At 61.0% G+C, this 24203-nt stretch carries 17 protein-coding genes; 3 read left to right on the forward strand and 14 right to left on the reverse strand.

Annotation, left to right across the window (positions count from 1 at the left end):
* Positions 1-14 precede the first annotated feature (14 nt).
* From AC2YI2_RS24795 to AC2YI2_RS24810, 4 genes are read right to left on the reverse strand one after another with little or no spacing between them, the layout of a single operon-like run.
* Positions 15-1457: an MOP flippase family protein gene (locus AC2YI2_RS24795; RefSeq protein ID WP_487389189.1), complete on the reverse strand. Its 1443-nt coding sequence runs from the start codon at positions 1455-1457 to the stop codon at positions 15-17.
* Positions 1454-2308 carry a hypothetical protein gene (locus AC2YI2_RS24800; protein WP_487389190.1) on the reverse strand — a complete coding sequence of 285 codons (855 nt, stop codon included), beginning with the start codon at positions 2306-2308 and terminating at the stop codon, positions 1454-1456. The genes AC2YI2_RS24795 and AC2YI2_RS24800 overlap by 4 nt, the downstream gene beginning before the upstream one ends.
* Complete coding sequence (locus AC2YI2_RS24805; RefSeq protein WP_487389191.1) at positions 2301-3590, reverse strand: polysaccharide biosynthesis protein; 1290 nt, start codon at positions 3588-3590, stop codon at positions 2301-2303. Before AC2YI2_RS24805 ends, AC2YI2_RS24800 begins: the two co-directional genes overlap by 8 nt.
* Entirely contained in the window at positions 3587-5593 is a 2007-nt protein-coding gene (locus AC2YI2_RS24810) for an acyltransferase family protein (RefSeq protein WP_487389192.1), read from the reverse strand. The genes AC2YI2_RS24805 and AC2YI2_RS24810 overlap by 4 nt, the downstream gene beginning before the upstream one ends.
* 195 nt (positions 5594-5788) lie before the next feature.
* Between AC2YI2_RS24810 and AC2YI2_RS24815 the strand changes: the two genes are divergently transcribed.
* The gene (locus AC2YI2_RS24815; RefSeq protein ID WP_487389193.1) at positions 5789-6748 is read left to right on the forward strand and encodes a glycosyltransferase family 2 protein; all 960 of its coding nucleotides are present in this window, start codon (positions 5789-5791) and stop codon (positions 6746-6748) included.
* 15 nt (positions 6749-6763) lie between these two features.
* On the opposite strand, the gene AC2YI2_RS24820 is transcribed toward AC2YI2_RS24815, so the two are convergent.
* From AC2YI2_RS24820 to AC2YI2_RS24845, 6 genes are all read right to left on the reverse strand, one after another.
* Entirely contained in the window at positions 6764-9031 is a 2268-nt protein-coding gene (locus AC2YI2_RS24820; protein WP_487389194.1) for a Wzz/FepE/Etk N-terminal domain-containing protein, read from the reverse strand.
* A 94-nt stretch (positions 9032-9125) separates the two neighbouring features.
* Positions 9126-10334, reverse strand: a complete 1209-nt coding sequence (locus AC2YI2_RS24825) for a polysaccharide biosynthesis/export family protein (RefSeq protein WP_487389195.1) — start codon at positions 10332-10334, stop codon at positions 9126-9128.
* 171 nt (positions 10335-10505) lie between these two features.
* Complete coding sequence (locus tag AC2YI2_RS24830; protein WP_487389196.1) at positions 10506-11267, reverse strand: WecB/TagA/CpsF family glycosyltransferase; 762 nt, start codon at positions 11265-11267, stop codon at positions 10506-10508.
* 68 nt (positions 11268-11335) lie between these two features.
* The gene (locus AC2YI2_RS24835; protein WP_487389197.1) at positions 11336-12037 is read right to left on the reverse strand and encodes a sugar transferase; all 702 of its coding nucleotides are present in this window, start codon (positions 12035-12037) and stop codon (positions 11336-11338) included.
* A gap of 447 nt (positions 12038-12484) precedes the next feature.
* Positions 12485-12694 (reverse strand): KTSC domain-containing protein, encoded by a 210-nt coding sequence (locus tag AC2YI2_RS24840; protein ID WP_487389198.1) that lies wholly within the window; start codon positions 12692-12694, stop codon positions 12485-12487.
* Between the two features lie 109 nt (positions 12695-12803).
* Positions 12804-16562 carry a family 16 glycosylhydrolase gene (locus tag AC2YI2_RS24845; protein WP_487389199.1) on the reverse strand — a complete coding sequence of 1253 codons (3759 nt, stop codon included), beginning with the start codon at positions 16560-16562 and terminating at the stop codon, positions 12804-12806.
* Between the two features lie 332 nt (positions 16563-16894).
* On the opposite strand from AC2YI2_RS24845, the gene AC2YI2_RS24850 reads away from it, so the two are divergent.
* Complete coding sequence (locus AC2YI2_RS24850) at positions 16895-17092, forward strand: hypothetical protein (protein WP_487389200.1); 198 nt, start codon at positions 16895-16897, stop codon at positions 17090-17092.
* Between the two features lie 11 nt (positions 17093-17103).
* Here AC2YI2_RS24850 and AC2YI2_RS24855 read toward each other — a convergent pair whose 3' ends face one another.
* Positions 17104-18204, reverse strand: coding sequence for an endo-1,4-beta-xylanase (locus AC2YI2_RS24855; RefSeq protein WP_487389201.1), 1101 nt, complete (start codon positions 18202-18204; stop codon positions 17104-17106).
* Positions 18205-18225: 21 nt separating this feature from the next.
* Complete coding sequence (locus tag AC2YI2_RS24860) at positions 18226-19629, reverse strand: O-antigen ligase family protein (protein WP_487389202.1); 1404 nt, start codon at positions 19627-19629, stop codon at positions 18226-18228.
* A gap of 570 nt (positions 19630-20199) precedes the next feature.
* Here AC2YI2_RS24860 and AC2YI2_RS24865 point away from each other — a divergent pair.
* Positions 20200-21366: a nucleotide sugar dehydrogenase gene (locus AC2YI2_RS24865; protein ID WP_487389203.1), complete on the forward strand. Its 1167-nt coding sequence runs from the start codon at positions 20200-20202 to the stop codon at positions 21364-21366.
* Between the two features lie 88 nt (positions 21367-21454).
* On the opposite strand, the gene AC2YI2_RS24870 is transcribed toward AC2YI2_RS24865, so the two are convergent.
* Positions 21455-23146, reverse strand: a complete 1692-nt coding sequence (locus AC2YI2_RS24870; RefSeq protein ID WP_487389204.1) for an ABC transporter ATP-binding protein — start codon at positions 23144-23146, stop codon at positions 21455-21457.
* Complete coding sequence (locus AC2YI2_RS24875; RefSeq protein WP_487389205.1) at positions 23143-24087, reverse strand: acetamidase/formamidase family protein; 945 nt, start codon at positions 24085-24087, stop codon at positions 23143-23145. The genes AC2YI2_RS24870 and AC2YI2_RS24875 overlap by 4 nt, the downstream gene beginning before the upstream one ends.
* Between the last annotated feature and the right edge of the window lie 116 nt (positions 24088-24203).

A 24203-nucleotide genomic window follows, 5' to 3' on the forward strand; every position in this document is an offset into this window, starting at 1 on the left:
TCGGGCACGTTCATTCACGCCTGCCTCAGGCCGACGAGGCCCCACATTGCCAGGCACCATTTCCGATTGATCAGCCAACTGAAGCCGAGATAGGCGATCGCGCCGACCGGCAGGCCGACCGCCAGGCGCAGAAGCGTCGAGGAGAACTCGTGCACACTTGCGAGGGAGAGGACGCAGGCGAGAAGCGTGACCAGAAGCGGGGTCGCCCATTGTTCGGTGTAGACCCAGATGCCCGCCTGCGTGATCGGCTTGACCACGAAGAACCAGACGCCGAAGGCGAAGGCGATGTAAAACAGCGTGAGCGCGGCAGCAACGCCGAGATGCCCCCAATGCGAGCCCGCCAGCACCGCCGGAATGATGAGAAGCGTGACGGCTACGCTCTGCATGAGGGCGAGGCGCGCGTGGCCGGTGCCATAAAGCAAGCTGCCCACGGGATTGCCGAGCGCCCGGAACATGCCCCAAACGGCCATCAGTCCAAGCAAGTCCGCGGAGGCGCTCCATGCCGGGCCGAAAACAACCTCGGTGACTTCGTGACGATAGGCCGCGATGGCACCGTAGATCGGGAAATTGACCGACGACGTCATGCGGATCGTCGAGAGATAGACCCGACGAAGCAGTCCTGGATCGCCCTGCGCCTGCGCGATCAGGGGCGTTCCGACGCGAGTGACGATCGGATTGGTCGCGAACATGACCTTGAGGCAGAGCTCGCGCGGTACGGTATAGAACCCGAGCGCCGTACTGCCCAGCAGCCGGCCGACAAGGATGACGTCGGCCTGCAGCGTTGCGGTGTTGGCGAGGCTGGTGCCCAGGAGATAGAGGCCTGCCTGCAGATGGGGCTTAGCTTCGACAAAGCGGAGCTGCAGGCCTGGCAACCAGCCATCCCTAGCGAATAGCCAGTAGAGAAGGCTGTTACCACCCGCCAGAACCAGAACCCCGATGACCAGCGAATAGACACCCGCACCGTGCATCGCCGCTGCAACGGCAGCAATCGTGCTGGCAAGGGCCGCGATAATCTCAACAATCGCGACGGGCCGGAACGCCAGCCGCTTTTCCGCCAAAACCTTGATCTGCTGCCCGAGTGCCAGCAGCAGAAACGACAGGCCGGCAAGGGCGAGAGGTGCCGCCAGATCCGGCTCGCCGTAGAAGCGCGCAATCCATGGGCTCACCGCCCAGATCGCGCCCGACAGCAATGCACCGACAACGACGTTCAGCCAGTATAGCGTCGACAGGACCTCGCGCGAGATCTCCCGGGCATGGATGATCGAGTTGGACACGCCGAGATCGGCGAAGAGCTGGATGAAGGCCGTCACGGTCAGGATCATCGCCATAAGGCCGAAATCCTGCGGCGAGATCAGCCGGGCCAACACGATGAGCTGCACGGTCTGCAGCACGACACGCCCGACGGTGACCGCGGTCGTCCATCTTACGGCGGAGTAGGCCTGGCTCTTCATCGTCATGGCCGTACCCCCGCATAGCCATAGGCGCGGATGATGTTGGCGAGCTGCTGGTCGTTTCCCGACGTGCCGAAGCGGTTGGTGTTCTGAAGCGCCACCGCCTGCGAGCCGCCCCATTCGTGAAAGCGCAGCTTGGGGCCGACCTTGCGGATCTTGGCGCCGCCGAGGCGGACCATCCAGTTCAGCCAGACATCGTCTGTGCTCGGGCAGAGCTCCATGAGGCGGGCGCGGTTGGCCACATCGTCATGGAATATGCCCGGCGGATAGAAGACGCCCCCGACGCCGGTAAAGAAGACATCGGACGATGGCTTCGTATCCGATATCTCGAACGTCCAGTCGGCATAGGGCGCAATGCCCTGCTCGTCGAAGGCGATGCGATGGGCGCGATAGCAAAGGACCTCGCGCTCCCCGGGCCTGTAGGCTTCGCAGAAAGTCCGCAGCCAGTGGCGGGGATAATAGACATCGTCGTCGGCGGTGACGATGATTGCATCAGCATACTCGACGAGCGCGGGAATGATTTTCTTGTAGGACCGAAGGTCGTCAGTCGCCCGGATCGTCAGGCCGCGCTCCTCCAGCTCTCGCACATTGTGGGGCAGCTTCCTGATATCGTCATGCGCGACCCACAGGACCACGACATCGGCCGCCATGTCCTGGGCCAGGATCGATTTGATGGTCAGGTGCAGGACATCGAACCGCTTCGGATAGGAGGTGAGCGAAACGACGAGCCGATGCGGCAGGGCATGCCGCATACCCGGCTTGAGGAAAGCCATCCGCAGCGTCGTCCATGCGGCGAGGCCCGACATGTAAGCGGGTTTGACGAGCGCCTTGGCTTTGCTTTTCAGATTTTCAGCCAATCCGATCTCCATTCCTTGATTCCATGGGGAAAGCTGACCGTGACAGCCGGGCCAGCAGAGCCGCCATCACCAGCTGGCCAATGGCGATGCCGGCAAGTGAGTAGACCGGCGGCAGAAGGGCGAGTGCGATCAGCACCCCTGTTATCGAGAACGCGCAGGACGCGACGCTCGCCTTCGACAGATCCTTGAAAAGCCTGGCAGCCTGAAGCAGAGCACTGTTCGGCCCCTGCCAGACCTGAAACAGGCTGATGACCAGGAAAAGCACGACCGCGAGCTCGACTTCATCAAGCGCGTAGTCCGGCTTGAAGATGACGGACGGAGCGAAGGCGATCACCGCATAGGCGAGTCCTGAGGTTGCAACCCAAATGGCCAACAGAGCATTCAGGAAGCGCCGGCGCGTCGCCTCTGCTTTCTCGATATCGCCGCTGGCGATCGCACGGCCCAGAATCGGGATCTCGAGCTGCGAGAGCGAAGACACCGACAGGAGAACCGGCCGGACGAACAGCGCAGCCGCGCCTATGGGGGCGAAGGCGGCCGGGCCGGCCAGCAGCGTCACGAAGTAAGAATGAATATTGCCGGTGGATTCCGTCGTGACGACGCCGAGCAGTGTCCAGCGTGACTGATCCCTCCATACAGGCCGATACGCGGCCAGTTGCGCAAACCCTCGGAGGCCAAGCTGACGAGCGAGGAAATCACCGCCGAGGCAAAGGCAGGCGAGCAGAGTTGCGACGACAAAGGCAAATGCCACGGACTCCATGTCGAGCTTTTCGCCCCATGCCAGCACCGCAACTGCAATCACCAGAGTTACGGCGTAGACGATATCGGAGATGCCTGAAGCGGCGGGCCGCAGCATGGCATAGTTATGGGCGCGCCCGAACCAGCGCAGCATGGCGAACACGGCGTAGATCGAGAACAGCGGGATCCAGCCGCCATTTCCAACCATGGAGCCGACGAAATAGACGCACAGCCCGAATCCGAGAGCGAACACAGCATTGGCGGCAAGGAACATGGCACGCATGTCCTGGCGCGGTTGGGCATGGCTGCTCACCTCGACCGTATAGGGCGTCGACACAAGGGCATTGGATAGGCCGAAGCCGAACTGCACCACGATCATCAGGAAGGCAAAAGCACCGAACTCCGCCGGCGTAAGTGTGGCCAGCAACAGGAGCTGCACGACCAAATGCGCCGCCGACGTCGATGCCGGCGCGAAGACTGCCAGAGCATAGCGCTGCAAGCCGGCAAGTCTTCCTAATCCGGGCACTGCGATACCGGTGTCGGTCATTGACTCTGCCCCTCAGTCACCGGCTGATCGGTGCTCTCCGCGCGCAGGTCCAGCACGCCGCTCTCCCGGAGATTTCGGGCGAGAAGTTGCGAGCCCTGGACGGTCAGATGTCCGTAATCCCATTGGACGGGGGCCTCGTTCACCGTGGTTTGGCAGGCAGTGGCGTTGCCGGCGCATAGGAGGCGATAGGCCGATGCGTAGTCAGCGCCGGACGCCCGGACAGCGGCGCCGAGATCGCGGTCAGTTATCGCCTGATCGGCGAGGCGCGCATGAACCAGCAGGGAGGAGTCGCGACCATCAGCAACCTGTGCCAGCAGCCGCGGCAGCGGCATGGCATATTCGACGATCGGGCCGAGGACCACGACCTGCCCTGCCCTGCCGGCTAGCGCCTTCAGCGTGCGCTCGACGTCAGGGATGTCGGCCTCGGTCCACCTGGCCGAGAGAATGACGACATCGGGTCGATTTGACTGCAGGAACGAGCCGAGCGCCATGTCGACCAGATCCGTGCAGGTCTTCTCGCCTTTGCCGCCCAGCACGGGTTTGCAGCCGGTCGACGTGGCCTGCATCACATTTGCCTGCGGAAATTCCGCTTTCAGCCCACTCCACAGATGGGCCGCATGGCTGTCGCCGACGAGCAGGATGTTCGGCCTGCCCGGAACCGACTGCAGGCATTCAGCGACTTTGAAGTCCGAAACACGGTCCTGATGACCGAACAGGAAGCAGCGGCCTTTGCGGTAGACATCGGTGTCGTCATAGCCGAGGAAACTGGCCAGCCTGTCGGCATTGTTCTCTGCGCGGAGCGGGGCGAAGGACAGCAGCGTTGCAGCCAGAATGAGCGCCGCGGCCGCCACTCCTGTGCCGGCGAACAACGTGCTGCGCGTGGCAAGAAGCCTCTTCTCGCGGAACGGCCGCTCGACAAATCGCCACGAAAAATAGGCTGCGGCGACACTCGCCGCGACCAGCGCCCAGGCCTCGATCGCGCTGATCGGCACACCCCGCGCCATGCGATAGAGGACCAGGATCGGCCAATGCACGAGATAGAGCGAGTAGGATATCTGGCCGAGCCAGACCAGGGGGGGCGCGGACAGCCCTGACGTCACCGCGCTTCCACCCTGGCTGCCCACCGCGATCAACACGACGGTCGCAAGCACCGGAGCCAGCGCATAGAAGCCCGGGAAAGCCATTTGCGGATAGAACTTGTAGGCGCTGGCCGCGATCAGCAGAAGCGCGCCCGCCGCAGCTGCATTCCGCATCCATGCCGGCATCTGGGGAAAGGCGACAAAGACCAGCGCGGCGCCCGCGAGCAGCTCCCATGCCCGTGTCAGCGGAAAATAATAGGCAAAGTCGCGATCATATCGCGTGATGACGATGCACAGGACGAGACTGGCCAGTGCCGTCACCACCGTCGCCCAGCGCGCCGCCGATCGGCTTCGACGACCGAAGGCGATCAGCAGGAGCGGGAAGAACAGGTAGAACTGCTCCTCGACCCCCAGCGACCACATATGGATCAGCGGCTGGGAGCCCGCGTCAGCGGCGAAGTAACCGGCCGAAGTCAAGAGATAGAGATTGGCAACCGACAGGATCGAGGCGATTGCCGTCATGCCCGATGTCGCGAGCTCCACAGGGAAGAGCACGAAGGCTGCGGCCGCAAGCGTTGCAGCAATGGCAAACAGCAAAGCCGGCGCGATGCGGCGCACGCGCCGCTCGTAAAAGCCCACAATGCTGAACGTGCCGGCCTCCATCTCGGCGGCGATCTGGCGGGTGATCAGGTAGCCGGAGATGACGAAGAAGATATCGACGCCGATGAACCCGCCGCGGAGCGGGCTGACGCCAGCGTGGAAGATGACGACGACGGCAACTGCCAGCGCCCGCAGCCCGTCAATATCGGCGCGATAGCCTTCGGCGAGCGCGCGGCTATGCCCGGGCGCCGCAGCATCCGCGGTCCCCAGCCTGGTCGGTGCCGGCACAAAGCGTGCGGCCCGCTCGTCGCCGTAAAGCGTCATGAAGACACCTCCAGGCCGACACTCCATTCAGCCGTGGCGCCGGCATCGATGACACCGACATGCCCCGGAATTGCCACGGAGTTTCTGTTGCACTGCGAAAGGATGCTGTATGAACGATCCATCGAACGAAGCCGGACTGCGCCCTTCGCGAGGCCGCAAACCATTGAAAAGCAATTCCTTTCAGCAGGATTAGACATGGAAATGCCCGAGATTGGAACGCAGGGAAATAGTGATCGGGGCATGCCCGCGCGCGTGTTGATCGCGATCCCGACCTTCCGCCGACCTGACGGATTGCGACGCCTGCTGACTGCGATAGCCGCGATGAATCCTGACGCCGATATCAAGGTTCTGGTCGCAGACAATGAGGGCGCCGGCGGCGCCGGCCTGGCCGTGGTGCAGGATCTCGCCGCGTCCTATCGTTTCCCGATCGAGGCCATTCCGGTGCCGGAACGCGGCCTCACGAGCGTCCGCAATGCGATGATCGCTCACGCCCGAAAGGACGATACCCTCGACTATGTGGCCATGATCGACGACGACGAGTGGCCGACCGAGACGTGGATCGACGACCTCGTCGCGATGCAGAAGGCCACGGGTGCCGGCATTGTCGGCGGCCCGAACCTTCCCGTCTTCGCGCCCGGCGCGCCCGGCTGGGCAGCACATTGCCCGCTCTTCGTGTCGGACGACATGCCCGATGGCACCGTCGACATGGTCTGGGGAACCTGCAATCTGCTGCTGCATAAATCTGCCTTCGCGCATTCCGATTCCAATCTTTTCGACCCGCTCTTCAACCGATCGGGCGGTGAGGACGTGGATGCCTTCATGCGATTGAAGGCCTCCGGTCATCGCTTTGCATGGTCGAGATCGGCCGTGGTCTGGGACGACATTCCCCTGAACCGGACCACTCTCGGCTGGATCACCAGGCGGGCGTTCCGCATCGGCAACTCGAACATGCTCGTTCAACTTCGCTGGAAGTACGGCCGGCACGGGCGCCTGCTTGCACTTCCGTCTGCTCTGGCGGCCATCGCAGCCAATTTCGGGCTTCTTGCCGTCTTTGCCTTTTCTCCAAATAAGCGTGTCACCTACTATTGCCGCCTGGTCAGGTCCCTCGGAAAACTCGCCTTTCTGACCGGCCTGCGCAGCTTCGAATACGGTTGATCGCCCGTCCCCCCGTCAGTCCGGGAAGTAGGACGCGTAGCGGGCGTGATAGAATTCCGACGAGTCCGACTGGCGATAGAACTTCATCTTCTGCGCATCGACCTTGTTGAGGATCACGCCCGCACAGCGCTCGGTGATAGCGGGATTGTGCTGCACAGTTCGCTTCACCAGGCCACGCGCGGTCTTGCCCCACTCGACGACCAGCAGATAGGAATCGACCAGGGCCGCCACGGCGCGTGAATCCACAAGCGGCACGATCGGCGGCAGATCGAGGATGACGTAGTCGAATTCGGTCACCGCCGCCGACAGCAGGCGCGCCATCGCGTCCGAGGTCAGCAGCTCCGACGAATATGGAATCCGGCGTCGGATCGTGGCCGGAAGGAAGGCCATACCGCTTCCGCGATCGAACAGCAGGACGTCGGACATGGACGCGCCGCCTTCGAGCGCTTCGACGATCCCGCGCTCCGCATGGCGGCCGAGCTGCAGGGTGACCCCGCGATTGCGCAGGTCTGCGTCAATCAGCAGCACACGCGCGCTCTTGGCCAGCTGCTGGGCCAGATTGATCGAAATCGAGGACTTGCCCTCACCCGGCAAGACCGAAACCATGCCGATAACCTTGCCCTTGCCGCCCGGTGTCGAGATGTCGACGGCCATTTTGGCGCTGCGCAATGTTTCCGCGAAGGCTGACATCGGATGTTCGAGTACATAGCTCGACATGGAGTTGACCTTGGCCACCGATCGCGCAGTGGTGCCGAGCGGATCGGCTTTCAAAGGCAGTGTGGTGCTGATGAGCGGCACCGAGCCGAGGAATTCCAGCCCCAGGCTCTCGGAGATCTGGTCGCCCGTCCGATAGAAGCGCTCCCGGAATTCTCGCAGACCGCCGACCCCGGCGCCGAGCAGCATGCCGGCAAGGCAGGCAACCGCGAGAACGACAGGCTTTTTCGGCGAACTGGGCTTCTCGGCAATGGCCGGATTTGTGATGATGCGGGCTTCAGTAATCGGAAACGACTGCTGCTGGATGGTTTCCTGATAGCGCTGCAGGAAGGTCTGGTAGAGGTTCTTGTAGGTCTCGGATTCACGTTCCAGCTCGCGCAACTGGACCTGCGCGTCATTGGCTGTCGCACTGATTCCCATGGCCGCAGCGACCTGCTGCTCCAGCGATGTCTGTCGGGTCAGAGCCACCTGATTGGTGCTGCGATAGCTCTGCGCGATGCGGCTCAGCTCCTCGAACATCAACCGCTTGTACTCGCCCATCGACGAGCGCAAGCGCGCGGCCTGGATATGCTTGGCGCCAAGCCGGCCAGCTATGTCGGCCTCCTTGCGTGAGGCGTCGAGATATTTCGCCCGCAGTTCCGATATGACATCGCTCTCGATGGACTCGGTGACCGCCGCGTCCATGTCGCCGCTGTCGAGGATCGATTTGATTCTGTTGAACTTGGCCTCTGCATTGGCCGACTCGGCACGTGCCGCCATGAGTTGCGTGTTCAACTGCGCCAATTGTTGGTCGGTGATCAGTTGCCCGTCGGTCGCGATGAGCCCCTTTTCTGCACGGAATTTCTGCACGGCCATGTCAGCTTCGAGCGATTTCTGCCGCAGCTCGGCAATACGTGCCTGGAGCCACCCACCGGCACGTTTGGTCGCCTCGTATTTGGAGTCGAGCTGGTCGGCCAGATAGGCCTCGGCATAGGCCTTGGCAATCGACGCGGCGAGAGCGGGATCGGGCGAGGTGTAGCTTATCTCCAGCACATACGAGCGGCCCACGCGCGTGACGCCCAGGCCATAGGAGAGCTGCTCGACGATCCCACGCTGTATCTGGGTCTCGGTGGCTGCGGGTGGTTCCGAGCCGAACCAGCTGCGGATATCGACTGCCGATCGCACGGCCTGGATGGCGCCACCCAGGATGCCCGGCTTGCCGTTCACGAACAGGTCGTTGTTCTCGAGGTCCAACTTCTTGCTGACCGCGAGCGCGATCTTTTCGGATTTCAGCAGTTCGACCTGGCTCAGAACCTGCCCTTCGTCCTCCAGCACCCCACTGATCGCTGACAGCTGATCGACGATCTTCTGGTTGCTCTCGTCGATCAGGATTCCGGCCGTGGAGGTGAACCGTGGCGTGGCCGTCAGCAGATAGACGAGGCCGACGAAGATCGCCGCCGCCGCAAAGAAAGCGACGACACGCCATTGCCGGCGCACGATCGCCAGCATTTGCTCGAGGTTGATAGGACTGGTGATCTCGCTTGCCAATCCATCGCGAAGTTCCCTGAACTCTGTTGAAGATTGTAGCATCCGAAGGGCGTCCTTTCATTGGGTGGTCCGTGACCACACCGATCGTGTCATTCCTGCAGCCATGCTGCCGCGGTGCCCCTGCCCCGCCGGCCCGTCAGTTCGTCAACTGCCGTACTGATCTCTTTGTCGTCACTGCATTCGCCGGCACATTGGCCGTTGTGTCCGAAACCCCGTTGACCAGGCTGAGGAACTTTGCCAGCTCGACCGTGCTGGCGTTCGAGACGTAGATGACGTCCTTGTCCTGCATCCGGAATTTCTGGGCTGCGAAAAAGATCGTGGGATCACGCATATTGGCGTGGAACACGGTCGGGATGCGATCGCCGACAAGCTTCGACACATCGACGCCGGCACTTGCGAGCATGTCACGGTCCACTTCGCGATAGAGGAAGACCTGCGAGGGATCGGCGCGGTTGTCGAGAAGGCCACCTGCCTTGGCCAAAGCCTCGCCGAGCGTCAGATTCGAATCCTCGAAGTCGATGCGGCCATTGAGGCCGGACGCGCCGAAGGCCAGGTAGGTTCGGCGTTCGCGGTTTACATAGATCGTATCCCCCGGCCGGACGTAGATGTTCTCCTGGGGATCGTCGACCAGCGACTGGAAGAGCACGGTGGCCTTCTTGTTTCCGCGCTCGATGGAGACATAGGTCTCATAGCCTGGCGCATTGATGCCGCCGGCGCGCGCGACGAGATCGAGCACGCGCTCACCGGCCGGATTGAGGTCGAGCTGGGCGGGTTCGTTGACGTCGCCGAGGATCGACACCATGTTCGAGCGGCTGGTGACGGTCGTCACCACCGCTTGCGGTTCGATGGCCCGGTTCGCCAGCTTCCTTTCGATATCCACTTCGACATCGGAGGCCCGCCGGCCCGCGACCTTGATCGCGCCGGCATAGGGGATGCGGATCATGCCGCCCGCATCCACCGTCTGGTTCGGAAGATTCACATAGTTGCCGGGCCGGCTGCCCGCATCGTCGGGGATGAACAGGCCGCCGGACTGGGCCTCGAATATCGACACCTGGATCGTGTCGCCCACGCCGAGCGCCAGATTCGGCGCATAGCTTTTCCGGGAGCCGAACCCTTTGGCAAAGGACGTCAGCACGACTTCCTCAAACAGCGGAACGACGTCTTTGGTGAGATTGACCAGCGCATAATCGACACCCTGCCGCTTGGCCGGTGTCGTGGATTTCGCAGTGGCCTGCGACAGGATGGATTCATGGGTGGGACCCGAACGCGGCAGAGTGCTGCAAGAGCACAAGGTCACAGTCAGGACAGCCGCGGCTGCTCGGTTCAGGGTCTGCCTTGCATCCATTCAATGGTCCTCTTACGCCTTTACACGTCTTCCCTCGCACTGGCGGCTTGTTGGCCGTCCAGGGCGATATCCGGGCATCCCGTTCAGACGGAATGCCCTGCGAAAGCCGGAGCCGGCAGCAGATTTTGCTCTCGGAAAATCGATACCGGGCTCTGGCTCATGGGCGAGGCCCTAGACCTTGCTGCTCGTGCGAGCAAACAGCAGGATGAGGGCGAGCGGCGTGGTGGTGAAATACCGCCAGCCGAGTTTCCTGGGCTCGGTCAGCAGCCGGTGCACCCATTCGAGGCCCGCCTTCTGCATCCATTCGGGTGCGCGGGCATAGGCGCCGGTGACGTAGTTGAAGCAGCCGCCGCAGGTGATCAACCAGGCAGCGTTCAGCCGGTCGCGGTTCCTGACGCAGAAAGCCTGCTCAAGCGGCTTGCCAAGGCCGACCCATATGACATTGGCGCCGGATTCGTTAATCTCCTGGCAAACCTTCGCTTCGTCATCGGGAGCGAAATAGCCGTTCCGCCGCCCGGCGATATCGAGCGACGGATACATCTGCTGCATCTTTTCGGCGCATGCCTTGTTCACTTCCTCCGTGCCGCCGAGGAGGAAGAACTTCACGCCGTCGGCCGCAGCAGAGCGTGCGACATCGTGGAAGAGGTCTGTCGTCGCGCTTCGCTCCGGGATAGGAGTCTTGGTGAGAAGTCGGGAGGCGATGACCAGCGGTTGGCCGTCGGCATGGATGATGTCCGCCTTGTTCATGTCCTCGAGATAGCTGCGGTCCATGATGGCAAGCGCCAGCGCATGGCCATTCGCATCGAAAAGCAGCTTCGGAGGTGTTTGGCCTTTGTGGGTCTCGATTTCGGTGGCGATCGCCCGAACCAACCCTTGCCTCGAAAGGCACGCGGTTTTCATCCCGCCCACTTTCACATATTCCAGCAGAGACATTTTGCGGTCCTTGTGACTGGTCAAATTTTGATCTGATTGAGGCCGCCGCCCGGGCGTCTGCCTTGCTCCTAGAAGCCCGTTCCCCTGAACATTTCGTGCCGGAGCGTGCCGAACGCGATCTTCACGTCGAGCAGCAGGGAGAAATTGTTCACATAGTGGATGTCGCAGGCGATGCGCGCCTTCGATTTCGAGCGGGAGATCGTCGGTCCCCTCAGTCCCCGCATCTGGGCCAGGCCCGTAATGCCCGGCCGCATCTTGTGGCGCTCATGATAGGCCGGCACCAGTTCTTCATACTGAACACCCGCCGCCTTCATGCCGATGGCGTGGCATCGGGGCCCCACAAGCGACATGTCGCCCCGCAGCACATTCAACAACTGCGGAAGTTCATCGAAATTGGATTTCCGGAGAAAGGCCCCAAAGGGCGTGATCCGCGGGTCGTTCTGAATAGTTTGCTGGACGCCCGAGGGATCGCAAAGATCAGATCGCATCGAACGAAATTTGTAAACCTTGATCCTCGTGCCCCCCATGCCCCAACGCTGTTGCGTGAAGAACACCGGACCCCGGCTCTCGATCTTGATCAGAGCGGCGATCAGGAGAAAGAGCGGAAGCAGGATTATTAACGACGATCCCGAAATCAGGATGTCCATGCCCCGTTTCACTATGAGCTGAAAAGCCCTGATATTCTCTCCGGTTGCAAGAGAAGACACCCAACGGTCGCGCCACAAGTTCGCTATTCGGCGACCGGGTTCAATGATTTCTGTTGTCCTCATTTCGCCCCCATATCTCGATGTTGCGATGCGGTATCGTATAACGCAGTTGCGAGGGTGTCGACCAAATTCCTCCCAAAAGCGGCTCGGGAAATATTTGTAAAACTTTCAATATATTGATTTTAAAGGATAATTAAAATTGCCTCAGCGCCGTTATGGCCATGGTTGGGCTGTCGCGCTAATGTATAGAACTCTAAAGTTCTAGGCGTTTTGGTGTCCCAAAAGGAACGGCGAAACACAGTTTTGAAAGCGCTACAAAAGAGTTCTTTGACCTTGGCGGTTTAAACAGCCAGCTATCTAACCCACGGGCGAATTGAGATTTCCCGGAAGCAACTATTTCAAGAAGTTAAATCGCCGGTTGTATCACGAGGCGTATTGAACATTAATTTTCTGTAATGGACTTTGACAGGGACACAAAAAGGTACCTGCGATTGTCACTCCAGCGAGCAGTCAGGCCGCCAATTTCTCGAAATTCGCCCGGATGTGATCGATGTAATAGGTTCCTGGTGATTTGGCGTTCACCAGCGCATTCACGATTTTCGGTGGCACGCCGGAGAAAATCCGAACCGCACCGTTCTTGAATTCGATTCGCAAGCGATGCTGTTCTTGGTCATAGGCCAGCAACTTTATGATTCTCGATTCGACTGCGAGTTCCACCATCTGGCTTCTCCTTGATCGGAGACACGGTAACAGGCGATCGTAAACATACCGGAAAGCGGGGATGTCCGCGCTGCCCGTAGGGCCGGCGCGGACATGTGAGATAGCATCCTCAGAGAAGGAAATCGCCGCCGCCTTCCTGCATCGCGCCGATCGAAACATTGGCGAGATAGATCTGCATATCGGACGCCTTATCGCCGGTCAGGTCGATGTTGACGAGCACGCCGTCGCCGGACGCCGTCAGCTGCACCTCGCCGGCCTGGCCCGTGAAGGCCTGGTCATGATGATATGTCAGCGTGCCGCCATAGACCGCCGACAGATCGACCAGGTCGCCCCGCGAGAAATCGACGACTACATCGTGATTGGCGACGGTCGACTCGCCCTGCGAGAGGAACCGGAACGTATCGGCTCCAGCGCCGCCCGTCAGTCGATCGGCGCCGGCCCCACCGATCAGCACATTGGCGCCGGCATTGCCCACGAGCTCGTTCACGAGGTCATTGCCGGTGCCCGAGACGCTGGCCGAGCCGGTCAGGGTCAGATTCTCGACATTGGCGCTCAGCGTGAAAGCGACGCTGGACAGCACAGTGTCGGTCCCCTGGCCCCACCACTCGGTGATCGCGTCGCCAACATTGTCGACATGATAGGTATCGTTGCCCGCGCCGCCGATCATCGCATCGGCGCCAGCCCCGCCGTTAAGGGCGTTGTCGGCCGAATTTCCGGTCAGGATATTGGCGAGATCGTTGCCCGTGGCGTCGATACCCGCGGCGCCGGTCAGCGTCAGGTTCTCGACATTGGCGCTCAGAGTGAAGGAGACCGACGCGTTGACGCCGTCCGTTCCGCTGTTCCACCATTCCGTGATAGCGTCGCCGGCATTGTCGACCGTGTAGCTGTCGTTACCAGCTCCACCACTCATCGCGTCCGCGCCGGTCCCACCATCCAGGACATTGTTACCACTGTTGCCGGCGAGCGCGTTGTTGAGCTCGTTTCCGGTGGCATTGATATTGGAGCTGCCGACAAGTGCCAGATCGTCGACATTGGTTGCCAACCGGTAGGTAATTGAGGACTTGACCAGATCGCGGCCGCCGCCTACCTCCTCGGTCACCACGTCGTTCCAGTTGTCCACCAGGTAGGTATCGTTGCCCGCACCGCCGATCAGGGTGTCGGCGCCGGCCGCTCCATCGAGGATGTTGGCGCCCTGATTGCCGATGAGGACATTTGCGAGATCGTTGCCTGTACCGTTGAGGCTCCAGATGCCGGTGAGGGTGAGTTTCTCGACATTCGCCGCGAGCACGTAGGACGCCGAGGCGTAAACGGTATCGATGCCACGGTTCCACCATTCCGTGACCACGTCGCCGGCATTGTCGACATAGTAGGAATCATTGCCGGAATCGCCGATCATGGCATCGGCGCCCGTGCCGCCGTCGAGCACGTTGTCTCCGGCATTTCCGGTCAGATTGTTCGAAAGCCAGTTGCCCGTGGCGTTGAGATTGCCACTGCCTGTCAGCGTCAGGCTCTCGGCATGCGTGAGCAGAGCGTAGCTGACCGACGAGTAGACGGCGTCGGTACCGGCGTTGGACCATTCATTGATGATGTCGGCGGCATTGTCGACATAGTAGGTATCGTTGCCCGTCCCGCCCGCCATCGTGTCGGCGCCGCCCATGCCATTGAGAACATTGGCGCCCGAATTGCCGGTCAGGACATTTGCGAGCTCATTGCCCGTGCCGCCAAGGCTCCAGCTCCCCGTCAAGGTGAGATTCTCGACATTGGCCGACAGCGTGTAGGACACCGACGAAAAGACAGCGTCCGTTCCCTCACCGGCATTCTCGACAACGGCATCTGCCGAATTATCGATATAGTACGTGTCGTCGCCATGTGCGCCGGCCAATCGGTCCGCGTCGGTGCCGCCGTCGAGCACGTTGTTGCCGGCATTGCCCGTGATGGTATTGGCGGCCCAGTTGCCTGTGCCGTTGATGTTACCGCTTCCGGTCAGTGTCAGGTTCTCGACATTCGACGAGAGCACGTGGCTGACCGACGCATAGACGCCGTCGTTTCCACCATTCGACCACTCAGTGACGATATCGCTGGAATTGTCGACGAAATAGCTGTCATCGCCGGCGCCACCGATCATTGCGTCGGCACCATCTGCGCCATTGAGGATATTGTCGCCTGCATTGCCGGTCAGCGTGTTGGCAAGGTCGTTGCCGGTGCCGTTGATATGGGCTGCACCTGTCAGGGTCAGGATTTCCACATTGGCGGACAGGATATGGGTAACGGAGGCATTCACCGTGTCCAGGCCTTCGTCAGGCTGTTCGGTGACGACGTCGCCGGTGTCATCGACCAGATAGCTGTCGTTGCCGAGACCGCCGATCATCGTGTCGGCGCCGGCACCGCCATCGAGGATGTTGTTGCCACTATTGCCCGTCAGCGTGTTGTCGAGGCCATTGCCCGTGCCGTTAATATCCAGCGTGCCGGTCAGCACGAGTGCGACCGCGATGTGATCCAGCGTGGTTGTCACGCCCGATGTGACGGTCGACGGGATCGATCCGTCATTGAGCTGATAGGCCCTGATGTAGTCGATCTTGAGATCGGCGCCGCTGAAGTCGCTGTCCGGAGCCCCCGGCAGGACACCGCCGATCGCCAGGTTCGTGACCATATACATCGGCTGATGCATGTCGGCCGGCGTGGCGGTGCGGAAGACTTCGGCACCATCGACATACCAGACCAGCTCATCCGGCGTCCAGAGAACCCCATAGCTGTGCATGCCATCCGTTATGTCGCCGACCCAGGATGTAAAGCCCGTCTTGGTATGTTCGCCCGTGCTGTTGGAATGAGCCGTCATGAAGTAGGTGGAACTGTCGCTGCCGAGCGCCTCGACGACGTCGAGCTCCGGCGGCCAGGACCCGTCTGCCGGCAGCATCCAGAAGGCCGGCCACGTGCCCTGGCCCTCAGGCATCTGGCATTTGATTTCGAAGTAGCCATAGGTCTGGGTGAAGCTGTCGCGGGAGGACAGCATGCCGGATGTATAGTCATAGCCTGTCTCGGCCTGGACATCGGCGCTCGCCGTATCGGCGTGGATGTTGAGTATCCCGTCCTGGACGGAGAAAGGGTTCACGCCCAGCCCGAGATAGGCCTCATCCATATAGACCTGCAATTCGCCGTTGGAAGCCAGCGAACGGCCGCCTTCGCCATCCCAGAAGGAGGTCCGCCACGTGCCGCCGCCGGATTGAAGGCTCAGGCTGTCGAACTCGTCACGGAAGGTGAGGTCGAGCTTCGCCGTATCCAGCGCATACTGGAAATCGTCGGCGCTGAAATCGGCGATCGAGCGGTTCCGGAATGTCAGCGTCTCGCCGGCATTGAGCTGGATGACGACATCGGAGCCCGACTGCTGCATCTGGTCGAGCACGGCAGAATAGTTGGTAAATCCATAGCTGCCCAATTGGACGAGATCGCCTGCTTCAAAGTCGGTGATGACATCGGAGCCGGAATTCTCGCGGACGATGAACAGGTCATCCCCCGTGCCACCCGACAGCGTGTCGTTGCCGCCGGCACCAAAGATCTGCTGCCGGCCTTCACCGCCGAAAATGCTGTTGTCGAGGTCGTTGCCGATGCCGATCGTATCGGCGCCCAACACCTGGAGATTTTCGACATCGCTGCCGAGCGTATAGCTCAGCCAGGTGATGACTGAATCATTACCGCCGCCCGTTGTCTCCACCACGGTGTTAAACGATGAAACGACGTAATATGTATCGTCGCCTCCGTTACCGATCAGCGTCGATGCACCGTGGAATCCGCCCAGCACATCATCGAATTCCGTCCCGATCAGAGTCTGCTCGCTCTGATCTGCCCAGAGGGTAACGCCTTTGTTGGCCATTCGCGTCTCCTTGTCCTGGATCCGCGATAGCAGCGAACCCTGTTAAGAAAGCATAACCAGAAGGTGCAAAGTTTCACCCGTTACTAATATTAGTAAGTGCAAATTTACACTTCTGCGGATGGTTAATTCTCTGCTCTCGCCGATCCATAGCCGCGCGGCGGCGTGTTCTGCATGGCGGAACACAAGTGTTGGAGGGGCGGCGAGGCGTCCCAAAATGGCGCAAATTTACCAACGTCAAAAACAATGAGCGTCACCCCTGGTAAATCAATTGCTAATTGTCCCGCTTTCGCTCTACTAGGCTACGGGACATGTTGAGCTTGAGGGCAAGCGTCTTGAATACCTACTTTCAGATCTGGTTGATCGGTGGACTGTTCTTTTTGTTCGCGGGGACCATGGCGACGTGGCTCAGCGGGCGCGGCCCGAAGGTCGTGTGGTATTACGCCGCCATCGCCTATATTTTCTGGCCGATATCGATCATCGCCGTCGTGGCCTGGGTGCTCTGGGCCCGCATGCAGGGCGGCCGGAAATAGGCATCTTGCCTTCAGGCGCGCCGAGCGTCCCGATAGGATTGCAGCATTTCGAAATCGAGCTTCTTCGGCTGCAGGTTTGCGTCGAAGGGCAAGCCGCGCGACAGGCTGCCATCGGCCCATTTGTAATTGTCATAGCGTGACAGCCAGGAATAGCGGTCGGTAATGCCCCACGTCAGGCAGCCGAGGACCGCCGGCTTGGAGAATGCGACGTCGAGATGGCGGCGGCCTAGCGCGGCAATGTCCGCATCGCGTTGCGCAGGGTCGGATGGGCCTTCGATATCGGCAATGTCGAATTCGGTGATAAGTATCTTCAGCCCCATCCCTGCCACCTCATCGAGGAAGCGCGAGAAGACCTCGTCGGGATAGTCGAGCCGATAGGCCTTGAGATGGGACTGGATGCCCAGAGCGTGCAGGGGCACGCCTTTCTTCAATAGTTTTTCGAGCAACCTGAGCACGGCCTGCCTGCGCCGCTCCGCCCACCACACGTCCGCTTCCAGATTGATCTCGTTGTAGAACAGCAGCGCATCCGGATCGGCGGCGTGGGCCGCATGGAAGGCGGTCTCGATGTAGCCGGCACCGAACGCCTTGTACCAGGGCGAACTGATGCGGAGATCCTCCTCGCCGCCCTCGTCCGGATCGATCGCCTCATTGACGACATCCCAGGAATGAAACTTTCCGCGAAAATGCCCGGCAGTCTTTTCTATGTAGTCGGTCAGGAGCTTCTCATCGGCTCCTTCCTCGAGTTTCGCCAACAGCCAGTCGGGATTTGCTTCATGCCAGACAAGGGTATGGCCTCTCATGCTCTGCCCGTGCTTCCCGGCGAAAGCGAGAAGCCGCTCGGTCGACGCGAAATTGAAATGCCCCGGCTTGGGCTCGATCGCCTTGCGCTTCGTCTCGCCTTCGGCAACGAGCATGTTTGCCTGGTCGGCAATCAGATTGGCGAATGGCTTGTCCTGGGCCAGAAGGCCTGTCGAAACCGCCGCTCCGTAGATGAGTTTGCGATCGGTGGCCGCCTGGCGCAGCGTCGTCTCGTTTGCGGTTGACGGTTTGGTGACCGCGAGCACAGGCAAGGCTGCGCCGGCGGCGAGGAGCGATCGTCGCGTGATGTTCATCTCGATGTTCCTTCTTTGCGGCTATGGTTGCAGCCGCCGCTGCGGTTTGGCCGGCGGCCAACGGGTCGCCTCAAGCCATGCATAGTCACGATCCTTCGCCGCCATGTGCCGGGAATGGATGATGGTGATGGCGATAACCACGAAGACCCAGCTCTGCTTGTCCGGCGAGAAGAACTGGCTTTCCGTGAAGTTCTGCAGCATCCCGAACAGCCACATCGAAAACAGCATGGCGCTCAGCTTGACGTCCGAATTCAACGGATTGGCGAAGCGATAGTAGGGCACGATCATCAGCGCGATGATGGCCAGCGTCAGGCCGACGAGCCCTGTCGTCAGGAGCACTTCGATGTAACCGCTATGAGAATGGCCGATCTGCGAGATGAATTCGGTAATTGCGGTTTCGAAGATCGGGGAGGAATAGCCGATCGCCCAGAAGGAGCCATAGCCGGAGCCCAGGATCGGATTCTTCTCGATATAGGGCATCACGGATTCCCAGATCCCGATCCGACCCGAGAGATTTTCGGGATTGGAGAAGAATCGCAACACCAGATCCCATTCCGCCCAGGTGAACACCGCGAGCCAGAACGCCATGAAGGCGGTCGCGACATTGAAGAACGGTCGCAGGCCATAGAGCATGATGAACCTGTAGCCGAGGCCGGCCATGAGAACGATGAGGAACCAGCTGATCGACGTCTTCGACTTGGTGAAGACGAGGAACGTTGCGGCGAGAAAGAAGAACAGGAAGTCGAGGGCCTTCCTTCTGTTGATCGCATGATGGAAAAAGAACAGCGACGCGTGGATCATCACTGCGCCGGCAATGTTCTTGTGCGGGATCACGCCCCTCCAGGCGCCGATCAGCGTCGTGTCGATCTCGTCGGCGGGGTGGACCGCAAAGGAGAACAGCGGAATGGACGACAGCAGAACTGCGATGTAGGACGCCGTGATGATCGCGGCGAGGAAGATATAGACGGTGCGCAACGTCTTGGCGGCACCGAGATTCTGGATACACCATCCGACGGCCAGCAGGATGATGTACATGCCGATCGCCCGGCGAATCGAGATCCCCGGCTGGATCGCATAGATGGCGCTGAATAGGCACCAAAGGCATGCGACATTATAGGGCATGGAGATGGGAATGATCGATCTCGGGCGGGTGAAGAGGAACGTCACGCCGCCCACGACGACAAAGGTCATGAAGTAGGTAAGCTGCCGGATCATGTCGCCGCCGGCGCCCTCGATCACGGCGAGGCCGAGCGTTTCGCGACTGAGCGACGATGCTGCTGCTTCATAGCGCACTTCGACGACAATGAAGGTCAGCAGCAGGCAGAGGGCACCTGTAAAGAACAGGTCTGACCCGAGTTCCAGGCCGAAAAAGGTCCGGCGGCGGACGTGAATCTGGCCCGGTGAATATCGCTCTACATAGGCCAATGGCATAACCCTGGTTGTCGCTGGCGATAGCGCGTTCGCCCGATTTATAAACCGGATGGGAACGACGGGGCAACCCGCAGATCAGCATAAATGCCGCAGTGCGGTAGCTCGAGACGTGTTTTGGCCCCCAAAAACCAACTCTGAAGAAGCTGCATAAATATATGATTATGCTATATAATTCTGGAATACTGGAGGAGGCTACCTGAGCACATGAGAAAATGTTCGAGAATGGCCGCCTCACCGCCAACTGTGGCATTCCGTTTATTTCGCACTTGCGAATAAACGGCACTCCGGTCTAATTGTGGCGTTATTGGCGATTTCGAGTGAGGCTCAAAATCGTTCCATCGCGGATCGGGAGCTCGGTTGTGCCCGGTCCGATGTCGTCAGCGACGACTTCAGTCAAAGGCGCGGGGTTCGCCCCACGTCTGGAAGGCCCATTTACCAGGAGGTGTCGCACTGCTGGACGGCTATATTCAACCACCAGACCACGAAGCGAATCGGACGCATCGAAAGCGGCTTCCGCATCTATGACGCCTGCCGGAGCCAAATCGGCTCAACATGGAGAAAACAATGAAGATCGCCATTGCCGGAACCGGCTATGTTGGCCTGTCCAACGCGCTGCTCTTGGCGCAGCACAATGAGGTCGTGGCCTATGACATCGCGCCGCAGAAGGTGGAGATGCTGAACCAACGCAAGTCGCCGATCGTCGACCCTGACATCGAGGCGTTCATGGCCAATCCGGCGCTCGACTTCCGCGCCAGCCACGACAAGACCGACAGCTATCGCGATGCCGACGTGGTGATCGTCGCAACGCCGACCAATTACGATCCCGACACCAATTATTTCGACACCCAGTCGGTACAATCCGTCATCCGCGACGTCATGGCAGTCAACCGCGATGCGCTCGTCGTCATCAAGTCGACGATCCCCGTCGGCTTCACCGACAAGACACGTGCCGAGCTCGGCTTCGACAACATCATCTTCTCGCCGGAATTCCTCCGCGAGGGCAAGGCGTTGCACGACAACCTCTATCCGTCGCGCATCGTCGTCGGCGAGCGCTCGGCGCGGGGAGAAATGTTCGCCGATCTGCTCAAGCAGGGCGCAGTGAAGAAGGATGTCCCGACGCTGTTCACCGGGGCGAGCGAAGCCGAGGCAATCAAGCTCTTCGCCAACACTTTCCTCGCCATGCGCGTCGCCTTCTTCAACGAACTCGACACCTATGCCGTCACCCATGGACTGGACACGCGGCAGATCATCGACGGCGTCGGGCTCGATCCGCGCATCGGCAGTCACTACAACAATCCCTCCTTCGGTTATGGCGGCTACTGCCTGCCGAAGGATACCAAGCAGCTGCTCGCCAACTACAGCGAAGTGCCGCAGAATCTGATCCGCGCGATCGTTGATGCCAACACCACCCGCAAGGATTTCATCGCCGACAGCATCATCCGGATGAAGCCGAAAATGGTCGGCGTCTACCGGCTGACGATGAAGGCGGGCTCGGACAATTTCCGCGATTCCTCGATCCAGGGTGTGATGAAGCGCATCAAGTCCAAGGGCATCGAGGTCATCGTCTTCGAGCCGACGTTTCCGGACGAACAGTTCTTCCGCTCCCGCGTGGAGCGCGACTTCGACACCTTCAAGCGGACCTCCGACGTCATCCTCGCCAACCGGATGACGGCGGAACTCAAGGATGTGAAGGACAAGGTCTACACGAGGGATCTGTTCGGCGTGGACTGAACATCCAGGCGTGGCAGCGGAAAAGGCGAGCGAGCGGGCTGCCGACAGTGCGGCGGCAGCTGGTCCGCAGTCGCTCCGCAAATGGCCGTCAGCCGATGAAGGCCGCCGGACGCCGATAGACCTGAGGGTCCGGGATCGGCACCGCCGCCATCAGCGCCTTGGTATAGTCCTCGCGCGGATTCTCGAAGATCTCGCGGCGCGTGCCGGCCTCGACGATCCGTCCGCCGCGCATCACCGCCACCTTGTGCGACATGCGCTCGATCACTGCCATGTCGTGCGAGATGAAGAGATAAGCCAGCCCCATCGTCTCCTGCAGTTCCAGCATCAGATCGAGCACGCGGGCGCGGACGGAGACATCGAGTGCCGCGACGCTCTCGTCGGCGACGATCAGCTTCGGCTCCAGCGCGAGCGCCCGGGCAATACAGATGCGCTGGCGCTGACCGCCGGAGAATTCGTGCGGGTATCGCGTCGCGGCGTCCGGAGTCAGGCCGACACGGCGCAGCAGTTCCGCCACCCGATCCTGCCGCTCTGAGGCATTGCCGATATCGTGAATGACGAGCGGCTCGGCCACCGCCTTGCCCACCGACATGCGCGGATCGAGCGAGGCATAGGGATCCTGGAAGATCATCTGCGCCGAGCGGCGCATCGGCCGCATCTCGCGCTGGGAGAGGCCCGAGATGTCGCACCCTTCGAGCTGCACCGAGCCCGAGAACGAGATCAGCCCGAGCACGGCCTTGCCGGTCGTTGATTTACCCGAGCCGCTCTCGCCGACCAGCCCCATCGTCTCGCCAGGCATGATGTTGAAGGAGACACCGCTCACCGTCGCAGCCGCCGCCCGCCGCTTGAAGAATAGCCCCGTGCCGCTGCCATAGGTGACGCTGAGATTGGCGACATTGAGCACGGGTGCCGTTGCCCTCGGCATTGCCGGGGCCCCGGTTTTCAGCACGCGCGGCGGGCCATCGGTGCCGGCGTGTGCGCCGAGGCGCGGCACGGCGGCGAGGAGTTGACGCGTATAAAATTCGCGCGGATGGCCGAACACATCGAGCGAGTTGCCCTGCTCGACGATCTTGCCATGCTGCATGATCACGACGCGGTCGGCCATCTCAGCGACCACGCCCATGTCATGTGTGATCATGATGATCGAGGTGCCGAACTCCGACTTGAGCTTGCGCATCAACTTGAGAATCTGTGCCTGCACTGTCACGTCAAGCGCAGTGGTCGGCTCGTCGGCGATCAGCACCTTGGGCCGGCAGGACAGCGCCATGGCGATCATCACCCGCTGGCGCATGCCGCCCGAGAGTTCATGCGGAAACTGCTTCAGCCTGCGCTTGGGCTCGCTGATCTGCACGGCTTCGAGCATGTCGAGCGCGATCGACTCGGCATTGATCGAGCCCTGGTGCTCGCGGATCGCCTCGACCAGCTGCGCGCCGACGCTCATGACCGGGTTGAGCGAGGTCATAGGCTCCTGGAAGATCATCGCAACCTCGCCGCCGCGGATATGCCGCATCTGGCTGTTGGAGAGCTTGGTCAGGTCCTGGTCGCCGAGGCGTATGTTGCCCGACGTGACCCTCAGCGACGCCTTGGGCAGGAGCCCCATGATAGACAACGAAGTCACCGACTTGCCCGACCCGCTCTCGCCGGCGATGCAAAGCGTCTCGCCGGCATGGAGATCGAACGAGATGTCCTCGAGCACCGGCTTGAGGCCTTCGGGCGTACGCGCATCGACCGAGAGGCGCTCGACGCTGAGCACCGGCGCCCCTGTTGGCTGCATTTCCGTCACGCGAGCACGATCCTCGGGAAGTAGAAGGTCACGACCCAGTTCGGCATGTCGACGATCTCGCTGATCCTGAGGTCGCCGCAGACAGAGCAGAGCATATAGGCATCGACCGGGCTGTAACCGTGTTCCGCCGTCAGCAGGTCGATCATGCGCATGACCGCCTCGCGGGCACCGGTCATCAGGTCCGGGCCGATGCCGGTCGTGACTTCGTAGCCCATGCCGTCGAGATGGCGGGTAACCGGCTCGGTGGTCGTGAAGCGGGGTGTCTTGAGGTTCGCGCCCTTCACGAGATCGAGCGTCAGTTCGACATTCATCTGGCTTTCGATCGCCGTGCCGCAGACCTCGCCGTCGCCCTGAGCAGCATGAGTGTCACCAACGGAGAACAGCGCACCTTCGACCTCGATCGGCAGGTACAGCGTCACGCCGGCCGTGAGGTCACGAATATCCATATTGCCGCCGACGCGCCGGGGCGGGACGACGGAATGCAAGCCGGGCTCAGCCGGTGCAACGCCGATCGTTCCGGTGAAGGGCTTGAGCGGTACCTTGCCGCCGGGGCCGAAGGCAGAGGGTGCCATCGACACCGTATCATAGGACCAGACATGCAGCGCCGGATCCTTGAACTGGTCGGCGAGCAGGCCGAAACCCGGAATATTGGCTGTCCAGCCCACACCCGAGGGATGGAACTTGCGGATCGAGACCTTCAACGCATCGCCCGGCTCGGCGCCCTCGACATAGACCGGGCCGGAGACTGGGTTGATCTTGGCGAAATCGAGATTGGCGAGCGTTTCCAGCGTCGCATCCGCGCCCAGCTGTCCGCCGGAGGAATCCATGCATTCGAACAGGATGGTCTCGCCGGGCTTGGCGGTCAGCGCCGGCGGAAAGTCGCGGTTCCAGCCGAAATTATGCTGGGCCTGGTGGATCGTGTGGTTGCAGATGCTGCACATGGGGATTCTCCGGGAATGGATCTGCGACAGCCCGTCATCCGGCTGCCGCCACCTTCTCCCCGTGGTCACGGGGAGAAGGGAGGTGTGGCACTGTGGCTGCCCCAATTTTCCCCTCT

This window comes from Rhizobium sp. SRI_017 (genome assembly GCF_057586295.1).

Excerpts from the sequence above, each read along its gene's own strand:
- AC2YI2_RS24865 (WP_487389203.1), top strand. The coding sequence starts at position 20,200 with ATGAAGATCGCCATTGCCGGAACCGGCTATGTTGGCCTGTCCAACGCG.
- AC2YI2_RS24820 (WP_487389194.1), bottom strand. The coding sequence starts at position 9,031 with ATGCTACAATCTTCAACAGAGTTCAGGGAACTTCGCGATGGATTGGCA.
- AC2YI2_RS24825 (WP_487389195.1), bottom strand. The coding sequence starts at position 10,334 with ATGGATGCAAGGCAGACCCTGAACCGAGCAGCCGCGGCTGTCCTGACT.
- AC2YI2_RS24875 (WP_487389205.1), bottom strand. The coding sequence starts at position 24,087 with ATGTGCAGCATCTGCAACCACACGATCCACCAGGCCCAGCATAATTTC.
- AC2YI2_RS24795 (WP_487389189.1), bottom strand. The coding sequence starts at position 1,457 with ATGACGATGAAGAGCCAGGCCTACTCCGCCGTAAGATGGACGACCGCG.
- AC2YI2_RS24810 (WP_487389192.1), bottom strand. The coding sequence starts at position 5,593 with ATGACGCTTTACGGCGACGAGCGGGCCGCACGCTTTGTGCCGGCACCG.
- AC2YI2_RS24855 (WP_487389201.1), bottom strand. The coding sequence starts at position 18,204 with ATGAACATCACGCGACGATCGCTCCTCGCCGCCGGCGCAGCCTTGCCT.
- AC2YI2_RS24815 (WP_487389193.1), top strand. The coding sequence starts at position 5,789 with ATGGAAATGCCCGAGATTGGAACGCAGGGAAATAGTGATCGGGGCATG.
- AC2YI2_RS24840 (WP_487389198.1), bottom strand. The coding sequence starts at position 12,694 with ATGGTGGAACTCGCAGTCGAATCGAGAATCATAAAGTTGCTGGCCTAT.
- AC2YI2_RS24835 (WP_487389197.1), bottom strand. The coding sequence starts at position 12,037 with ATGAGGACAACAGAAATCATTGAACCCGGTCGCCGAATAGCGAACTTG.
- AC2YI2_RS24830 (WP_487389196.1), bottom strand. The coding sequence starts at position 11,267 with ATGTCTCTGCTGGAATATGTGAAAGTGGGCGGGATGAAAACCGCGTGC.
- AC2YI2_RS24845 (WP_487389199.1), bottom strand. The coding sequence starts at position 16,562 with ATGGCCAACAAAGGCGTTACCCTCTGGGCAGATCAGAGCGAGCAGACT.
- AC2YI2_RS24805 (WP_487389191.1), bottom strand. The coding sequence starts at position 3,590 with ATGACCGACACCGGTATCGCAGTGCCCGGATTAGGAAGACTTGCCGGC.